Raw genomic sequence first — 17,290 nt, 5'->3', positions numbered from 1 at the left:
CGTCTTGCTCAGCTGCGTGCGGTCATCCATGCTCGGATGATGCGCCCCACCACATCAGGCGGACGACTCGTCTGCACAGTTCGCGTCGTTGCCGCGGCGACCGCCCTTGTCGTCGCCGCCGCACTCGCCGGGTGTGCCGGCGTGGGCCTCTCGCCCGAGGACGCCAGGTCACACGCGGCAGCCCGCACGGCGGTGGCCGACCTCGCGCGCGATCTGCATCGCGGGGGAACCGACACGATCGACGACTACGCGCGCTGGGCCGATGCCGACATCGAGGGGTCGAACGTGCAGCTCATCGGCTACGAGGCGTATCCGGGCGCCGTGCACGGCGAACCGTTCGGGGCGTTGCGGTTCCTGGCCACCGTGCAGCTCCTCCCGCAGTACGGCGAAGGCGAGCCCTACACGGCCTGCTTCGAGTCGGAGTTCGACTTCTGGGGCGTCGCGACCGAGCCCGGCGACTGGAGCGATGACGCTGCGGTCGCGCGTGACATCGAGTGTCCTGCCGACGCGCATCCGATTGCACCGCCCGTCGACACGCGGGCGATCCACGTCGTGCCAGAGGGCACCGAGGCGGTCGTCGTCGAGGTGCTGCAGAACGCGCCCGCCGCGACATCTGCTGATGACATCGTCATGGAGGTGACCGAGCGGATGCCGCAGCCGACCGGCGAGCGCGAGGTCGCGTTCGAGCCGAAGGCGGCGGTCGTCGACGGAGAGATCGGATTCGCGATGGGCGACGCCGACGACTGCCTGCTCGTGAAGCGCAGCGTCGACGGGGTGGAGGTGCTGTACATACCCGAGATTTTGCTGCAACCCGGCGAGCTGGGCTGCGCCCCAGACACGGCGCTCAGGCCCGGCGACCAGCTCCGGTCGCCGCACTGATGGAGGTGGACGGCCACCGGCAGATGCGCGTCACTCCACGCCGAGGCCCGCGAGGAGGTCCACGATCTCGGTAGCGACGTGTTCCGGTGCCGTTTCGTGCAGGTCGTGCGGACCCTCGATCACCACCTGCCGGGAGTCTGGTGAGAGTCCGAGCCAGTAGGCCTGATTCTCAACACCCCCCGGATCGGCCTGCGTGGCGCTGATGATGAGCACCGGGAACTCGCCGATGGGCATCGGGTACGCGTCTTGCTGCGTCGAAGCCGGCACGCCGTCGAAGTGCTCCGGGTTGTCCTCCCAAGTGAAACCCTCTTCGGCCTGCCAGGCCGCCATTTCCGCCGGGTCGTCGTGGTAGGCCTCGATCGACACGAGGGCCGCGACCCGGTCGGGATGCGCAAACGCGTACGCGATCGCGACGTTGCCACCGCCCGACTGACCCGCAATCACGTAAGGAGGTTCCAGCTCAAGAGCGCCAAGCACTCCGTCGAGCACGCTCGCAATGTCATCCCAGGTGCGGCCGCGATCCGGAGGCTCGCTGCTCCCGCCACCGGTGCCGAGGCGATTGTACGTACAGACCATCGTGACCTCGGCGATCGGTGCGATGAATACCGCCGGCCACGCCTGCTTGCCAGGTGAGTCGGAGCCGGCTTCCAGCATGACGGCCGGACTGCCCTCACCGGTGCACGAGTACGCCACCGTCATTCCGTCGAACTCCACCTCACCGACCCGGGCGGTTGCGCTCGGCGCCGAGGTCGTCGGCGGCGCAGACTCAGGCGCGCGAGACGCGTCAGCACCGCATCCGGCCAAGGCGAACCCTGCAGTGACCATGCCTCCCAGAATCGCGAGTCGTCGACGATACTGCACACCGGTACGGATGTCGCGCGCCATGACCACACCCTCGTTCAAAGTGAAACGCTGCCCCTGCGACGTGAGCGTAGCTCAGTTCTACGGATGCCGCGAGAAGCGGTTGGGTGGCCTCCTGTCCGGCGTCTTCCGGCCCGTTGCCACGATCAGGTGACCGGCAGTAGCCCGCGCTCGGCGAAGACCTTCTTGGCGGTGAACGTCGCGTTGAGGGCGCGGGGGAACCCGCAGTAGACGGCCGAATGCAGGAGCGCCTCGATGATCTGCTGCGGGGTCAGTCCGACGTTGAGCGCGGCGTTGATGTGGACGTCCAACTGCGGCTCGCATCCGCCGAGCGCGGTCAGCATTCCCAGCGTGACGAGCTGCCGGTCGCGAGGCTCGAGGCCGGGCCTGGAATAGATCTCCCCGAACCCCCATGCAACGATCTGATGCCCGAGTTCCGGGGCGATGTCCTGGAGGGAGTCGATGACGTTCGCACCCGCCGCGCCGTCGACCGCGTCGAGCACCGTCTTCCCCTGCTCGTAGCGCTCCTCGCGTGTGGTGGTCTCACTCATCGGCTTCTCCTCGTTGGTTGTGTTCGTCCGCGCGCAGCGCGGTGAGGTCGTCGCGATAGGTCGCGATCTTGGTGTCGAGCGCTTTCTCGTGAGCACGCAGTTGCGCGATCTGTTCGCGCAGCGCGGCTTGGTGCGCCTCAAGGAGCGCGAGTCGGGCTGCAGTCGTGCTCGTGCCCAAGGCGCGGAGTTGGGCATATTCCCGCATCTGCGCGATCGGCATGCCGGTCTCACGGAGCCGGAGCAAGAACTTCACCCACTCCACATCTGCTGTCGAATACCGACGCTGCCCGCCGGAGTTCCGGGCGACCGGATGGATCAAGTCAGCGCGCTCGTAGTAGCGAAGCGTGTGCGCCGACACGCCTGTCGCCGCCGCCATCTGCGCGATCGTCAGGCCTCGCGCATCTCCCTCATCCGCCACACCAAACAGATTAGAAGTTGGAGCGCGCTCGAAGTCAAAACCCGCGCGTCGACAACCTCATGGCCCGCAATACCTAGTCTTCTGCGTCGAACCGCTCGCGCGCGCGTTCCACCTCGGGCAGGATCTCTGTCGTCCAGCGCAAGAGCGCGTCGATGAGCTCATTGAGCGTGTTCCCGACCGGCGCGATCCGGTACTCCACCGCGACCGGACGCGTCTGCAGCACGACACGCTCGATCATGCCATTGCGCTCGAGGCGACGCAGCGTCGTCGTGAGGGATTTCTGCCCGATCACCGGGATCGCACGGCGCAACTCATTGAACCGCAGGGGTCGCTCGCACAACTCGTCGAGCACCTGCAGCGACCACTTGTCGAGTACTTGGTCGAGCAGTTCGCGGTGCGGCGCGTCGACCTGAAGGAGTTCGGGTCCGGGGGAAGCGGTTTCATTCACAACACCTAGTCTCGTTGAAGTTCCCTTCGGGCACTAGGTATACATGGAACACCACTCTCCATCAACGAACGAAGGAAGCCGCCATGACCGTGCAGACGCTCTCGCCCGAGAACATGTTCCAGCCCGTTCCGTACCACCACGTCGCCATCGGCACCGGCACCCGCCACGTGCACGTGGCCGGCCAGATCTCCCGCGACGGCGACGCGAACCTCATCGCCACGGGCGACCTCACCGGGCAGGTCGCCCAGGTTCTTCGCAACACCGCCCTCGGCCTCGCCGGTGCCGGCGCCACATTCGCCGACGTTGTGCGCTTGCGCTTCTTCGTGACGCAGTGGACGCCGGAGAAGATCGGTGACTTCATGGCCGGCATCGAACTCGTCGCCGACGAGCTGGGGCTGCCGCAGCCGCTGCCTCCCGTGTCGCTCATCGGTGTCGACTTCCTCTTCGAGCCCGATGTTCTCGTCGAACTCGAGGCGTACGCGGTCCTCGACTGATCGTCTTCGAGTAGGCGAATGCCCGGCCCTCGGGGGTGAGGGCGGCCGGGCATTCGGGCGGGCACACCCGGAGCCGTCAGGCAGCGGGAGCCGACATCTCTGCCTCTGCGATCAGCGCGAGCGTGTCGATGTAGAGCGCCCGCTGCGCCTCGACGTCGCGGGCCGCCACCGACGGCTGCCGAGGCCGACCTCGCTCGACGTACGTGCCGGAGGGCACCGTCGCGGCATCCGTCACCAGGTGCTCGAGCTGGCCCGCCGCCCGCCGCGGGCTCTGCACTCCGGGAACCACGACCAGCAGGCGGAACACCGTCGCCCAGAGCGCGCGCTGCCACGACGACGCATCCCGAGCGAGGCCGGTGCCCGGCATCAGCCCGGGATCGAACGAGCTGACGACCGTCGCGCCGGCAAGCCGACGCGAGAGTTCGATCGCGGTGCGCACGTTCGCGAGCTTCGAGGTGGCGTAGCGGCGGCGACCCTCGAGCTGCAGTGATTCGTCAGACGGATGCCGCGCACCCGGGTACGCGAGCTCGCGGACCGTGGCGTCTTCGACAGGATGGGGCATCCCCGTCATCTGGTCGGGATCATGCACTCCGGATGCCACGAGCACCAGCCGCTCGGGAGCACCCGTGGTGCTCAGCAACGCCTCGATGAGCGCGACGTTGCCGATGTGGTTCACGCCGATGGTGGTCTCGAAGCCGTCGACGGTGGTGGTTCGCTCCTGCACGACCTGTATGGCGGCGTTGCAGACCACCGCGTACACCGGCTGGCCGTCGGTGAGCGCTGTGATCTCGGCCGCGAATGCGCGCACCGACGCCAGGGAGCCGAGATCGAGCGGCAGGCCTCGTGCGCCGATGCGGCGCGCCGCGGCATCCGCACCGGCAGCTGAACGGCCGGTGAGGATCACCGAGTACCCGGGCCTGCCGGCGAGCCGTTGCGCAAGATGGAGTCCGAGTCCGCTCGTTCCGCCGGTGACGATCACAATTCTGTCTCTCTGTGTCATGTGGCACACTCTGCCATACGTCTCGGTGTGCCACAATGTCAGAATGGATCAACCACCGCTCGACCCCAGGCGCACGGAGTCGCTGCGCGAGCGGAAGAAGGCCCAGACACGCGACGCCCTGTTCGCCGCGGGAATGCGTCTGTTCGCCGCCCGCGGCTTCGCAGCCGTCACGGTGGCGGAGATCTCCGCCGAGGCCGACGTGGCTCCTCGAACGTTCCATCGCTACTTCCCCGACAAGGTCGAGCTGCTGTTCGCCGGCGACGACGACCTGCGCGAGTCCATGATCACGGCGTTCGACCAGACGGCAGTCGACGCCGACCCCGTCGTCGTCATCCGGGCCGTGTTCGCGGCCGTCGCGAAGCGTCTCGGCGACCAGCACCCTGAACTCGTGATCCGCGAACGGCTGATCAGCGAGACTCCCGCACTGCGAGATCGCGACCTCGCCAAGCGCGCCCGACTGGAAGAACTCGTGGCCGAGCGCCTGGCGGTTCGATTCGGCGTCACCGTCGACGATCTGCGCCCCCGGTGGTGGGCCGGGGTGGCCTTCGCGACGTTCGCGGCCGGGTACCGCGCATGGCTCACGCAGGGCGGCGACCTCGGCGCGCACCTCGAATCAGCTCTCGAACTGCTCGAGCACGGTGTGCGCTGAGGTAGCCACCCGGTCTCGGCGCCTCGCCTGACGCGACGGATGCCGCAGGCATGCCACGATCCTCTGGCGCGGGCGCGTCGGTGGGGAGCATGCTGAACCCATGAACGATCGCGAGGAGTTCCTGACCTGGGTTCACACGTCGCTCGCGGAGGCCGAACGAGCCCAGTTCGATGGGGACGACGGCCCGAGACGGGCGATCTGGTCGAGCCAGGAGCCCGTAAGCGTGCTCGGCGCCTGGCGCAACGCGACGAACCGCGGCGAGCTCGTGGAGGCGTTCGAGGTGCTCGCGTCGAGCTTCTCGGCCTGCACCGGCTACTCGTTCGAGCTGATCTCGTTCGACCTGCTCGGCGACATGGCGTACACCGTGGGCTACGAGCGCGTCTCGGCGTCGATGGACGGCAAGCCGCGGAGCTTCACGCTGCGCGCCACCCAGGTCTACCGCCGCGAGGACGGCAAGTGGCGGGTCGTCCACCGGCACGCCGACGCGATCTCGTCGAAATGACGTACGCAGCCCAGCCCAGCGGGGGCAGCCGCTCCGACGACGGTTGCATGCCTGCCTAGAATTGGGCGATGCCCACGTATCAGGCTTCAGACGGTGCAGTCTTGCATTACGACGAGCGAGGAACCGGACGACCGCTCGTCGCGATTGCCGGCGGGGCAGCGCGGGATCCGATCTACCTTGGGGATCTTGGCGGTATCGGTGAAGGTCGCCGCCTGATCGTGCCGCACCTTCGTGGCGTCGGTTCCTCGGCAGCTCCGACCGATCCAGCAGTGGGGTCGTGGTGGAATCAGGCTTCCGATCTGGAGGCCCTCAGGATCCACCTCGGTGAAGATCACCTTGACGTCATCGCGCACTCGGCAGGCACTCGCTTGGCAACGTCATACGCCGCACGTTATGGCGACCGAGTCAGTCGGATGATGTTGGTCACGCCGCCTTCACAACATCTTGTCGATGTCGCCTCAGACGTTGTCGAGATCGCTCGCCGGCGCAGTGCCGACGCCGCGTTCGAAGCGGCCGTGGCGCAGCTTCAGGCAGGACCGCCGCTGACCAACGAAACCGAGTTCAATGAATGGCAGAGAGCGACCGCACCGGCGGGATACGCGCACTGGGGAGACGATGCAAAGCGCCACTCCCATCTGGGTTCGTGGGACCTTCGTGCAGCAACCTCATTCTTCTCCGTTGCACCGCCTGCGGACTTTGTCGATCGGCTACGACAGTGCACGGCCAGCGTGCTCGTGATAGCAGGTGCAGACGACGCTCTTACCGGGTTGGCGCCTGTCGTTGCGCTCTCCTCTCTGTTCCAAAATGGCAAGGTCGAGGTCCTCGCTGATTGTGGCCACTACCCCTGGATCGAACAGCCAGAGCGGTTCACCGCAGCCGTCGTCGAATTCTTGCGAGAGCCCTTCTAACTAGGTCAAAGGTGACCCGTCGCAACGCAGCGCCCTCATGATGCCGGCCTGCGCCGGAGAACGGCGACCGAGACCAGCCCCAGTACGGCCACGAGAGCGGCTCCCACCTGGAAGGCCAGCGCGTATCCTCCGGTGAGCGCGACGGGTGCCGCCGCGCCGGCGGACTCGAGCGTCCGAGCATGCCCGATCGAGAGCGCCACGAGCGCGGCGAGACCGAGTGCTCCGCCCACCTGGGCCATCACGTTCTGCACAGCGGACGCGAGACTCGCGTCGCCATCCGCGATCCCGTGGAACGCGGCGTTGGCCGCCGCTGGCATGAGAACTCCGGATGAGACACCGAGCACGATCATCCCGGGCAGAATGCCGGCGGCGTAGGAGCTGCCGACGTCGATGCCCGACGAGAGGAGCAGTCCGGCGGCAACGCCGAGCAGACCGAGTCCGAGCAGTGGTCCGGAGCCCGCTCGGGGCATCAGGGCCGTGCTGATGGCGAGCCCGGCGCCGATGCCCAAGCCGAGCGGCAGGTACGAGAGTCCACCCTGCAGCGGGGTGAAGCCCAACACCTGCTGCTCGAACAGGGTGAGCAGGAAGACGTAGGAGAAGAAGACGGCTGAGTTCACCACGATCGCCGCATAGGTGATCGCCCGTACCCGGTCGGCGAAGAAGCGCACCGGGATGAGGGGCTGGCTCGACCTCGACTCCACGAGCAACATGGCTCCGACCAACGCGACGCCCGCCAGTAGCGGGCCGAGCACCTGTGGCGAGCCCCAGGACGAAGCGGGAATCTGCAGTAGGCCGAAGACGATGCCGATGAGGCCGAGGGTTCCGAGAACGGCGCCGGTGAAGTTCACCCCTTGTGCGGCGCCTGCAGCCCTGCTCTTCCCCACAATGAACGGGACGAGCACGATCGCGACCAGGGCGATGGGCAGGTTCACCAGGAAGATGAACCGCCAATCGGCGAGGTCGGTCAGCAGGCCCGAGATGACCGATCCCGAGACTCCGCCGAGTCCGCTGAGTCCACCCCAGATGCCGAGCGCCTTCATCCGTTCGCGGGGATCCTGGAACAGCAGCACGATGAGCCCCAGCGCCGCGGGCGCCGCCAGGGCCTCACCGAGTCCCTGAACGAAGCGGCCACCGACGAGCATGCCCGGAGAGAGGGCGGCACCGCAGGCGAGCGAACCGACTGCGAACACGATCACGCCAAGCAGGAAGATCCTGCGCTGGCCGAGGATGTCGGCCAACCGCCCGCCCAGCAGCAGGAGCCCGGCGGCGGTCAGCACGTAGGCGTTCACCACCCACGCGAGCCCGGCATCCGTGAAGCCGAGCTCGTCGTGGATGCGTGGCAGCGCCACGTTCACGACCGTCAGATCGAGCACCAGGATGAACTGGAACAGTCCGAGCACGGTCAGGGCGCGCCACCGCAGTGGATTGCGGGCACCATCGGTCAGCGTCGGGCGCGCCTGCTGCGTGGCCGGCATCTGCTGAGCGTCTGACATCAGTCGAACGCCGGCGAGACGTGGTCGATGGTGTACTTCATGACGTCGCCGCCCACGAACTGCACATCGAGCTGCGGTGGGTTCGAGGTGGCGCGCCACGCCTCGAGCGCCTCCTCGGACTTCCATCGTTCGAACAGGTTCACGCGCGTCTCGTGCACCGAGTCCGCGGAGATGGCGAGGTCGAGGCATCCGTCTGCCTGACGAGCTCGCGCGATCAGGTCGGTGTGAGCCGCGACGTAGTCGTCGCGGCGGTTCGGGTCGAGCTCCAGGTATCCCGCGATGATCAACATGATCGTCCTTTCCTTATCACTGCTAAGTTGTGTGCAATCCTCCCTTATCACCGATAAGGTGTCAACCGTGGCATCCACGAAGCGCCAGCCCCTGACGCGAGCGGGAATCGAACTGGTCGCCCTCGACCTCGTCAACGAGGTGGGGCTCGACGCATTGAGCATGCGCCGCCTCGCCGACAGGCTCGGCGTGCAGTCGCCCGCCCTGTACTGGCACTTCCGCAACAAGCAGGAGCTGCTCGAGGGCATGGCCGAACGCATCTACCTCGCGGGTGGCATGGGTGCACCGTCAGACGGGGAGGCGTGGCAGGACTGGATCATGCGCCGCTCGATCGCCTACCGAGCCGCACTCAACTCCTGCCGCGATGGCGCGCGCATCGCCGCCGAGGCCAGCGGTGGCAGCCCCACCCTCATCGGCCTCTTCGACGAGGAGATCAGGTCAATGGTGGGCTTCGGCTTCACGCCGGCGCTCGCGCTGCACACCATCTCGGTGATCACCCACTACATCTCCGGTTTTGCACTGAAGGAGCAGGCGCCCGGGAACCAGGCAACCCCGGTCGGCGGTGCTCCGCTCGACATCTCCGACACACTGAAGACGGCCTTCGCCGAGGGAGGCGGACCACTCAGCACCGAGGTGTTCGAACACGGGATCCGGATGATCGTCGCGGGCGTCAGCAGCGAGCTGGGCTCGATTCGACCGGCGTGAAAGAACGAACGCCCGGCCCTCGTGATGAGGGCCGGGCGTTCGCTTGTGCGGTCGGTGGGTCAGGCCGCCTGCGGCACCGTCACCGTGGCGTTCGGCACGGATGCCACGATGAACTCGCCGTCGGCGGCATCCACGCGCACGCCCTCGCCGTCACCGACAGCGCCGCTCACGAAGAGGTCGGCGATGCGGTCGTCGATCTCGCGCTGGATGACGCGGCGCAGCGGACGTGCGCCGTATTCGGGCTCGTAGCCGCGCTCCGCGAGGAGCGCCACCGCGGCATCCGTCACCTCGAAGGCAACCTCGCGCGACGCGAGCCGCGCGGCCGACGCACCGAGCATGAGCCGCACGATCTGCTCGAGCTGCGGCTGGTCGAGCTTGCGGAACAGCACGATCTCGTCGATGCGGTTCAGGAACTCGGGCCGCATGGCCTCGCGCAGCTTGCCCATGACGCGGTCGCGCAGGTCCTTCTCCGAGGCGAAGCCCGAGGCATCCGCCCCGGCGACGAAGCCGAGCGCACCCGACCGCGACGCCAGGAACTCCGAGCCGACGTTCGAGGTCATCACGATCACCGCGTTGCGGAAGTCGACCGTGCGACCCTGGCCATCGGTGAGGCGCCCGTCGTCGAGCACCTGCAGCAGCAGGTTGAACACGTCGGGGTGCGCCTTCTCGATCTCGTCGAACAGCACGATCGAGTACGGGTTGCGCCGCACACGCTCGGTGAGCTGGCCGGCCTCGTCGTAGCCGACGTATCCGGGAGGGGCGCCGACGAGTCGCGACACGGTGTGCCGCTCGCCGAACTCGCTCATGTCGAAGCGGATCACGGATGCCTCGTCGTCGAACAGGTTCGACGCGAGCGCCTTCGCCAGCTCGGTCTTGCCGACACCCGTCGGCCCGAGGAACAGGAAGCTGCCCACCGGGCGACGCGCGTCGCCCATGCCGGTGCGGTTGCGGCGCACGGCCTTGGCGACCGCGGTGACCGCGTCGTGTTGGCCGATTACGCGTCCGTGCAGCTCAGCCTCGAGGTCGCCGAGGCGCTCGCGCTCGCTCTCGGTGAGGCGGTTCACCGGAATGCCGGTGGCCCGCGAGACCACCGCGGCGATCTCGGCCTCGTCGATCACAGCCTGGTGGTTGAGCTTGTCGAAACCACCCTCGCCGCTGGTCTCGATACGCGACTTCGTCGCTACTCGACCGGCGGCCGTCGCCTCATCGAGCTTCGCCTGCACCTTCGCGATCTCGTCCCGAATCCGAGACGCCTCCTCGTAGTGCTCGGCGCGCACGGCCGCGTTCTTGTCGGCCTCGAGCTCGCCGAGTCGCGCCATGAGGGCAGGGACATCCGTCTTCACACCGAGCCGCAGGCGCAGCCGCGCCCCGGCCTGGTCGATGAGGTCGATGGCCTTGTCGGGCAAGACCCGGTCGGTGAGGTAGCGCGCGCTGAGTTCGACGGCGGCCCGCAACGCGGCATCCGTGTACTCGATGCCGTGGTGCTCTTCGTAGGCGGGCTTGAGTCCGTGCAGGATCAGCACGGCGTCTTCGATCGAGGGCTCCCCCACGCGAACCGGCTGGAACCGGCGCTCGAGCGCGGGGTCCTTCTCGACGGTGCGGTACTCCTTGAGCGTGGTCGCACCCACAAGGTGCAGCTCACCGCGCGCGAGGCGCGGCTTCAGGATGTTGCCCGCGTCCATGCCGCCGTCACCGGCACCGCCGGCGCCGACCACGGTGTGCACCTCGTCGATGAACACGATGAACTCGCCCTTGTGCTCGGCGATCTCGTCGATGGTCTTCGTGAGGCGCTCCTCGAAGTCGCCGCGGTAGCGGGTGCCCGCGAGCATCGCGGGCAGGTCGAGCGACACGACGCGCTTGCCGAGCAGCGCCTCGGGCACGTTCTCCTCGACGATCGCGCGGGCGAGGCCCTCGACGATCGCGGTCTTGCCGACGCCGGCCTCGCCGACGAGCACCGGGTTGTTCTTGGTGCGGCGGCTGAGGATCTCGATGGTCTGCTCGATCTCGTCGACGCGCCCGATCACGGGGTCGAGCTCGCCATTCTCGGCGAGGGCCGTGAGGTCGGTGCCGAACTTGTCGAGCATCGGGGTGTCGGATGCCTCGGGCCCACCATCTGGGGACTGAGCCTGTCCGAACTCCTCGTCGTCACCCACGGTCTCGCGCAGGCCCTCCGTCAACGCCTCGGCGGTGACGCCGGCGCGCGCGAGCACCTGGCCGGCCGGGGCATCCTGCCCCAGAACGAGCGCAAAGAAGAGGTGCTCAGGGTCGATGTAGGTCGAACCGCTCGAACGCGCGACCTGGTAGGCGTGAAACAGCGCGCGGCTCGCGCTCGGCGTGATCGTGGCCGCGTTGATGTCGGCCACGTCGGATGCCGCAGGCAGCCGCGCCTCGGTCGCCGTGATGAGCCGCTCGGGGGCGACGCCGATGCGGGCGATCGCCTGCTTGACGCTCTCGTCCTCAACGATCACGCGCAGGATGTGCAGCGCGTCGAGCTCGGTCTGGCCGCGCTCGAGCGCGAACCTGCCGGCGCGCTGCAGGATGCCCTGCGTGCGTGCAGTCAAGAAGCGGCTCAGGTCAATCGACCGCGCTGCGCGCGACCGTTCGCCCTCGAGGTAGCGGCTCAGAAACTCGTCGAACGAGTTGGTTTCGTCGCCGCTCTGGGGTGTGAAGTCTTCGGGCACCAGTCCTCCTGAAGTGGAACTTGAGTTGGGTACGCTCAAGTTCAACGCGGAGGGTGCGCGCGTATTCCCGCCATGTTCGAGTCCATCTGCGTCGCCAAAACGGATCGTCTATCGGACTGGCTTTCAGGGGCACGCGAGGACGTATGGCCAGCAAGCCCCTGGCAACAGTTAGAAGGAGCAGGGAGAGGCTTAGCCGAGGCGCCCCGGGGGCCGACCTCCGTTAAAGATGAAACCGCCGTGATCAAAGATCTACGACGGTTTCCGAAACCCACTGCGGCCGTTGCCGGGGGAATATGAGATCAATATATCCTCCGAAGCGTGATCCCACAACTAACTCCGGTCGAGCAGACTGCGCTGATCAACAGCCTGGCCAAACAGCGGCTACGGCGATTCCGGTCTGCCACCACTGGCGACAGGGACGCCATCGCGCTGTATCTCATCGATGCAGAACTTGCTGCGAACCTCCACGCCGGGGTGAGATTCGCTGAAGTCGCTCTGCGCGAGACAATTCATCGCTCACTCACATCACAGTACGGCGAGCGATGGTTCCAGGACCATCGGAATCTACTTGACGAAACAGCAGACGCCGCATTCACTGACGCCGAGGCGGCGGTTGGTGTCCAAGCTCCAGCGGGCAAGATCATCGCTCAGGTGATGCTAGGCACTTGGGTCAACTTGCTGGGCAAGGGCGACGACAAGATCGATGGCTCGCGCGCCTATTACGTAAAGGACTTGTGGGAACCGGCACTTAAGCACGGGTTCTCGGAGCCTCGCAAAGACGTTGCCAGGCTTGCGCAGCGCATCAACTGGGCCCGAAACCGCATCAGCCACTGCGAACCAGTTGTATTTGGACTTCCCATGCCTGGGTTGGGCGCCGCCGGCATCCAAGTACGGCGATCGCCGGCGCTGATATTCGCCGACGTGCAAGCCCTACTGCAGTTCACCACATCGAACTTTGCCACTTGGCTCGATCGCTGGGAAACCACGCACACACTGTGCACCCACGTTCTCGTTACAAAGGCACTCGACCACATTGCCGAGGACGAGACCATACAGCTCGAGCAATAGCGCGAGTCCGGCGGGCGAGCGGCCGACCGCGAACCGATCCGCTTGTGGACGTCCGCTGACGGACGGGTCCCCCGTGCCGAAAACCGCAAGCGGGCGCTTGGAGGCCGCGCACCACCCGAGCCGCTTAGGTCTGTATGCCCGGAGCAAGTCCGGCCGTAACTACGGCAGCCTCAAGAGCTTGGTCGTATGACCACGGTGAGCTGAGCGTCAAAAACACATCGAACACCTCCTGGCTTCCTACCCACGCGCCGAAGCAGAACACGGTGTCGGCTCTGGATGCATAGCGTCGCAGGGTCGCGTACCCGACGAGTTGGTTCTCGACTGCGTTTCGCTGCGTCCCTCTGGGAAAACTCATTGCGATAAAGATCAGCGACTTCGTAGGGGCTGGCGGCGTCTCCAGGTACATCGAATGCGGGCGGCCGTCGCCGGCAGACAATTCACGCAACCGGCCAGCTTCGTGCGCGACCCTAGCGCGAAAATCAGGCGCCAGTTCGAGGAGGCCGATGGAAGCCTCAAGCCATCCGAATGGTCGATAGCGCTCAAGGACTGTGAGTACCTCGTTGACTCCCGACTCGATTTGTTGCGCGGGCTTTGGTGCTGGTGTGTCGCGGAGCCCGTTCTCGTAGAAGATCCAAGCGTCGAGTTCGTCTGTGAGGCTGAGAACGAGGGTCGTCGTGCTAGTTGAGCCCTCTGGGAATAGTCCACTGGCGAGGTAGTGCATGACGTAGTCGAGTTCGTCAACCGCCAAGATATTGTTCATCGTCGCAGTACGGCGCCGCCTCGACAAGAATTGGATGAACTCGGCCGGCCTATCTAGGAGCTGGGCGGCAATTTCAAGGTCGTGGACGTTCACAATCCAAGGGGAGAGCGCGCCTTCTGGGATGAGTCCGCTTTCGACGAGCTCTGACGTGATGGTGACGAGATAGTTCAAATCTTCGAGAGACAGCGCGATGGTGAACACCTCGGTAACTTCGCTGACATCGAGGTCCCAGTTGGTCCGTGCTCCGTCGCCTGATCCGTCCAGCAGATTGCTCGAGGATCTGATGTGGATGGACGCTCCGGCTTCGATGAGCGCTCGAAGGCGCTCGGCCTGTTGCGCGGCTTTGCTGATGATCGGACCCAGCTCTTGCCAAAGCCTCAGGGGTGCGCCGGCGCGCGCGTATTGGGTCAGGCGATTGCTCTTCGCTTCGAGAACGACGGCCGCGTGTCCAATCACGAGCAGTCCATCTGCTTCAAAGCGTTGACCGTGGAGCCCGTTGTACTCGACGTTTGCCAGCGCCACATCCGGACGAATGGCGTCGATGAGTGCCCGCATCCCACGCCGCTCAAGCAATTCACCTCGATGCTTCATGTAGGTCTGGTCCATCGGCTCGGCAGTCAGTGCCGCCTCAACCAACTCGCGCATCCCGAATATCAGCGACGTGGGTTGAACGAGCATCCATTCGCGCTGCCGCGAGGTGCCCGTTCTTGATAGGAACGGCCGAGTTCTCATTGGGTTGTCACCATTGAGGAACGCTGTCACGACCCCCTCGTTCGGTGCATCCAGATCGATGCTCATCCGCGAGAGCAGCGCCGCCAACTCTGCCTGGTCAAGGGCAGTGGCGAGCACCAGGTCGTCGAAAGATAGAGCGACAGCCTCGGCCAGGTGATCGAATGCGAGGCGTGTGGTGACGCGTCGCGTAGCAGCCTGCAGCCCGCCAGATTGGGTGTCCATGTAGCGCTCTAATTCGGGCGAGGCTTCCAACGCTTCGGCAAGTTCGTCACCCGCGCTCCTTATGCTCTCGACAAGCGACTGCGGGATGTACGAGTGGAATGCGTCGAAGACCGAGAACATCGCTTCGGGGCCAAACCCGAGCCTCGCGACGATCGACTCGCGCACGGTCGGCGTGAAGAGTTCGTTGAGAAGTTCGCGTTCCTTATGGTGGAAGCGGGGCAGCCTGAGGTAGATTTCCTTCGTAATCGCGGCCGCTGTCAGTCTTGGCACCACGGTGGGGCCCTCTCTCGGCTGGTGCCGGATTGTGAGCTGATAGAACGTGGTTCGAAGCGAACTGGCGTGCAGCACCTTCGGCACCAGCGTGTGAACGGCTCTAAGCACCTTGGCGCTCGACCCAGCGCCTGACGGCACGGACCGTTGCTCGGCGAAAAGCAATGCCGTCAGCTCCGGCAACGCGAGAAGTCGTTCCCCGTCCGAGCCGTCGCCGGGCTCGCTATCGAGGGGAGCAACTGCGAGGAACATGTTCGCCACGACATCAAAAGCGTCAGTGTTGCGAATCGCGCGTCGCAACCTCAACAGCAGGAACTGTTGCCGCACTACGAAAAGCCACCACAGAGGACGCGTGAGGTGCCTCAGAAATCTCATGATTACATGATGGTGTCTTCAGCCGTCGCGATTCACGATTGCAGCTCGCGCCGGGAAAGGCGTGACCGCGCAGGCGGAACTGGAGGCATGGGAGCCGAGGAGTACGGAACCCTGCGAGGGCGGCGCCCGCGGGCCCCAGCGGCGGATGAGCGCCCGGGTGCCACAAACCCAGTTGGGTTCATCTCCAGCACACAGCGACCGTCCTCGACTACTCAAGGGTGGCGTCGACATTCACCAACATACACAGACCGTCGAACGCCATCGGTGTCAGTTCTCACCTACAAGCGGTGCCGGTCGATACCTCGGTAGCCACACGACGACTCGTCGACGCGCTACTGAGTCCTACAGAGTCACCCACTGACGAGTTTGGCAGTCAGCTGTGATCAGAGCATCATGCACACTGTTTGTCATGGCGACGAGCGACGAGATCACGAAGAACCTTCTTTCGGACGCGATGAGGAACCCTCCGTTCACTCGATTCGTCATGGAGCATCGGCCAGTTCGGGAGGTGCTCAGTCGTTACGGACGGCTACTCATTGCACCGATCGTCGAGACCAAGTCGCTCTCGGCACTCGACCGGCACGCCGCTGAGCTGACGCACGCAATTGACTCCGTACGCCCAATCCCGCCGACGCTTGGCGCGGGCGGCGCCGGCAGCTACGTCGAAGCGCACCATTGGGGGCGGCGGCAGGCGAATGGCATTTCGCCAGTAGTTACCCGCTTCTGGTTCCGTCGTCAAGTGATCGGCGCGGCTGGGTTCCTGTCGACATGGCCTACTGGCACCACCCTTGAACCGATAGACCGCGATGCCGTGCACCCGTACGTAGGCGAAGGCGACCCTGTATGGAAGGTTGAAGCCGTACACGACGGTGACGACACTCCCTTCGCGCTTTACACGCCCATTGATCTGACATCTGAGGAACTAGACCTAGTTGACCGTGGAGGGATCGTTCTTCAGGAGATCTATGACAAACGCGAGGCGGCCATGCGGCCCATCCTCGACGCGATCGTCGCCGAGATGAGCTCGTACTTTGAGATCGCGCTCCCGGAGCAGATCTTGTCTGCAATTGACTCCCGGCGAACACAACTCCAAGCGTTTGAGAAAGTCATGACCTCCGTCAAGTTCCCTGACGACTGGAAGCTCTCCGATCCGACAGTGGAGGTGACTACACCGAGCGGGGACATCGTTGAGACGCGTCCCACAAACGTCATCCTCAGAGATCGACTCGCAACTGCGAGTTTTGAGGATCTGCAGCGCTCGATACGAGTCTGGGCGAATGCCGTCGAGCGTTATCCCAGCGCGTTCAATGGGCTTGAGGAAGATCGCATCAGCGACCTTCTCGCCGCGACCTTGAACGCATCGCTCCCTGGGGCGGATCGCGAGGTGTTCTCGCGACGGGGCAAGACCGACATCCAAGTCCGAGCGAAGGCGATCGATGACGGCTCGAGCGAAGCGTTGATCTTCATTACCGAGACCAAGTTCGCGAAATCGGAAAGCGTCGTCGTTAAGGCGCTTGATCCACAATTGTTCAGCTACCTCAACACGGCCGACACCGCCGCAGTGCTACTGCTGCTGTTCAGGCAGAAGAACCGCGATCGGGCATATGCGAAGTACTTGCCTCCTCTCCGAGCTGTTAGGGGCTTCAAGGGCGAGGGTGACTCCTCGGTTTCTGGCTGGAGGATCAATCGGTATAAGCGCGACGGCAAGGAGCTTCGACTGCTCGTGGCTACCGTGCACATCCCGCCCGCCTAACAGCTCGATACCCGCACGCGACTCTTAGCGGTTAGCCCGCGATGGTCGGTGATGGATCCTGAGCGGGCAAGTGCGTCCGCTCGCCGCACTAGTGCGGCCCGGAGCGCCCGTCACATGCCGCTACGACCCATCGTCGCCCTGCGACCGTCCGACGTCGAGTCAGTCGCGCGCGTCCTCAGCCTCGATGGTTGCATGTAGGCGGCACGGACGATCAGCGCGGAGCCGCCCAAGAG

General features: G+C 65.5%; 17 protein-coding genes. 8 read left to right on the top strand and 9 right to left on the bottom strand.

Features of this window, described 5'->3' with window-relative positions; genetic code table 11:
- Positions 1-39 precede the first annotated feature (39 nt).
- Complete coding sequence (locus tag QFZ29_RS02715) at positions 40-879, top strand: hypothetical protein (protein WP_306892714.1); 840 nt, start codon at positions 40-42, stop codon at positions 877-879.
- 30 nt (positions 880-909) lie between these two features.
- Here the strand turns inward: QFZ29_RS02715 and QFZ29_RS02710 are convergent, their stop codons facing one another.
- The 4 genes from QFZ29_RS02710 to QFZ29_RS02695 all read right to left on the bottom strand — a co-directional run bounded on the left by QFZ29_RS02710 (position 910) and on the right by QFZ29_RS02695 (position 3,157).
- Entirely contained in the window at positions 910-1,764 is an 855-nt protein-coding gene (locus tag QFZ29_RS02710) for an alpha/beta fold hydrolase (RefSeq protein ID WP_306892713.1), read from the bottom strand.
- Positions 1,765-1,886: 122 nt separating this feature from the next.
- Entirely contained in the window at positions 1,887-2,291 is a 405-nt protein-coding gene (locus tag QFZ29_RS02705; protein WP_306892712.1) for a carboxymuconolactone decarboxylase family protein, read from the bottom strand.
- Entirely contained in the window at positions 2,284-2,709 is a 426-nt protein-coding gene (locus QFZ29_RS02700; protein ID WP_306892711.1) for a MerR family transcriptional regulator, read from the bottom strand. The genes QFZ29_RS02705 and QFZ29_RS02700 overlap by 8 nt, the downstream gene beginning before the upstream one ends.
- Positions 2,710-2,782: 73 nt before the next feature.
- Positions 2,783-3,157, bottom strand: coding sequence for a winged helix-turn-helix transcriptional regulator (locus QFZ29_RS02695; protein ID WP_306892710.1), 375 nt, complete (start codon positions 3,155-3,157; stop codon positions 2,783-2,785).
- 83 nt (positions 3,158-3,240) lie between these two features.
- Between QFZ29_RS02695 and QFZ29_RS02690 the strand changes: the two genes are divergently transcribed.
- Entirely contained in the window at positions 3,241-3,651 is a 411-nt protein-coding gene (locus QFZ29_RS02690) for a RidA family protein (RefSeq protein WP_306892709.1), read from the top strand.
- Positions 3,652-3,727: 76 nt separating this feature from the next.
- Here QFZ29_RS02690 and QFZ29_RS02685 read toward each other — a convergent pair whose 3' ends face one another.
- Positions 3,728-4,651, bottom strand: coding sequence for an SDR family NAD(P)-dependent oxidoreductase (locus QFZ29_RS02685; RefSeq protein ID WP_306892708.1), 924 nt, complete (start codon positions 4,649-4,651; stop codon positions 3,728-3,730).
- A gap of 43 nt (positions 4,652-4,694) precedes the next feature.
- Here QFZ29_RS02685 and QFZ29_RS02680 point away from each other — a divergent pair, with 43 nt between their 5' ends.
- The 3 genes from QFZ29_RS02680 to QFZ29_RS02670 all read left to right on the top strand — a co-directional run bounded on the left by QFZ29_RS02680 (position 4,695) and on the right by QFZ29_RS02670 (position 6,710).
- On the top strand, positions 4,695-5,300 hold the full coding sequence (locus QFZ29_RS02680) for an acyl-CoA-like ligand-binding transcription factor (RefSeq protein ID WP_306892707.1): 606 nt from the start codon (positions 4,695-4,697) through the stop codon (positions 5,298-5,300).
- 100 nt (positions 5,301-5,400) lie between these two features.
- Entirely contained in the window at positions 5,401-5,802 is a 402-nt protein-coding gene (locus QFZ29_RS02675; protein WP_306892706.1) for a nuclear transport factor 2 family protein, read from the top strand.
- 68 nt (positions 5,803-5,870) lie between these two features.
- On the top strand, positions 5,871-6,710 hold the full coding sequence (locus QFZ29_RS02670) for an alpha/beta fold hydrolase (protein WP_306892705.1): 840 nt from the start codon (positions 5,871-5,873) through the stop codon (positions 6,708-6,710).
- Between the two features lie 35 nt (positions 6,711-6,745).
- Here the strand turns inward: QFZ29_RS02670 and QFZ29_RS02665 are convergent, their stop codons facing one another.
- Positions 6,746-8,185 (bottom strand): MFS transporter, encoded by a 1,440-nt coding sequence (locus QFZ29_RS02665; RefSeq protein ID WP_306892704.1) that lies wholly within the window; start codon positions 8,183-8,185, stop codon positions 6,746-6,748.
- A gap of 17 nt (positions 8,186-8,202) precedes the next feature.
- Positions 8,203-8,493 carry a putative quinol monooxygenase gene (locus QFZ29_RS02660; RefSeq protein ID WP_306892703.1) on the bottom strand — a complete coding sequence of 97 codons (291 nt, stop codon included), beginning with the start codon at positions 8,491-8,493 and terminating at the stop codon, positions 8,203-8,205.
- Between the two features lie 67 nt (positions 8,494-8,560).
- Between QFZ29_RS02660 and QFZ29_RS02655 the strand changes: the two genes are divergently transcribed.
- Positions 8,561-9,196 carry a TetR family transcriptional regulator gene (locus tag QFZ29_RS02655; protein ID WP_306892702.1) on the top strand — a complete coding sequence of 212 codons (636 nt, stop codon included), beginning with the start codon at positions 8,561-8,563 and terminating at the stop codon, positions 9,194-9,196.
- A 59-nt stretch (positions 9,197-9,255) separates the two neighbouring features.
- Here QFZ29_RS02655 and QFZ29_RS02650 read toward each other — a convergent pair whose 3' ends face one another.
- A complete protein-coding gene (locus tag QFZ29_RS02650) occupies positions 9,256-11,877 on the bottom strand; it encodes an ATP-dependent Clp protease ATP-binding subunit (protein ID WP_306892701.1) in 2,622 nt (873 codons plus the stop codon).
- A gap of 318 nt (positions 11,878-12,195) precedes the next feature.
- Between QFZ29_RS02650 and QFZ29_RS02645 the strand changes: the two genes are divergently transcribed.
- Entirely contained in the window at positions 12,196-12,945 is a 750-nt protein-coding gene (locus tag QFZ29_RS02645; RefSeq protein ID WP_306892700.1) for a hypothetical protein, read from the top strand.
- A 124-nt stretch (positions 12,946-13,069) separates the two neighbouring features.
- Here QFZ29_RS02645 and QFZ29_RS02640 read toward each other — a convergent pair whose 3' ends face one another.
- Positions 13,070-15,256, bottom strand: a complete 2,187-nt coding sequence (locus QFZ29_RS02640; RefSeq protein WP_306892699.1) for a hypothetical protein — start codon at positions 15,254-15,256, stop codon at positions 13,070-13,072.
- 457 nt (positions 15,257-15,713) lie between these two features.
- On the opposite strand from QFZ29_RS02640, the gene QFZ29_RS02635 reads away from it, so the two are divergent.
- Positions 15,714-17,057: a hypothetical protein gene (locus QFZ29_RS02635; RefSeq protein WP_306892698.1), complete on the top strand. Its 1,344-nt coding sequence runs from the start codon at positions 15,714-15,716 to the stop codon at positions 17,055-17,057.
- The last annotated feature ends 233 nt before the right edge of the window (positions 17,058-17,290 follow it).

The sequence above is a fragment of the Agromyces albus genome (assembly GCF_030815405.1).
GTDB lineage: Bacteria > Actinomycetota > Actinomycetes > Actinomycetales > Microbacteriaceae > Agromyces > Agromyces albus_A.
The sequence above is the reverse complement of the archived record's forward strand: the minus strand, read 5'-3'. Positions and strand labels throughout refer to the sequence as shown.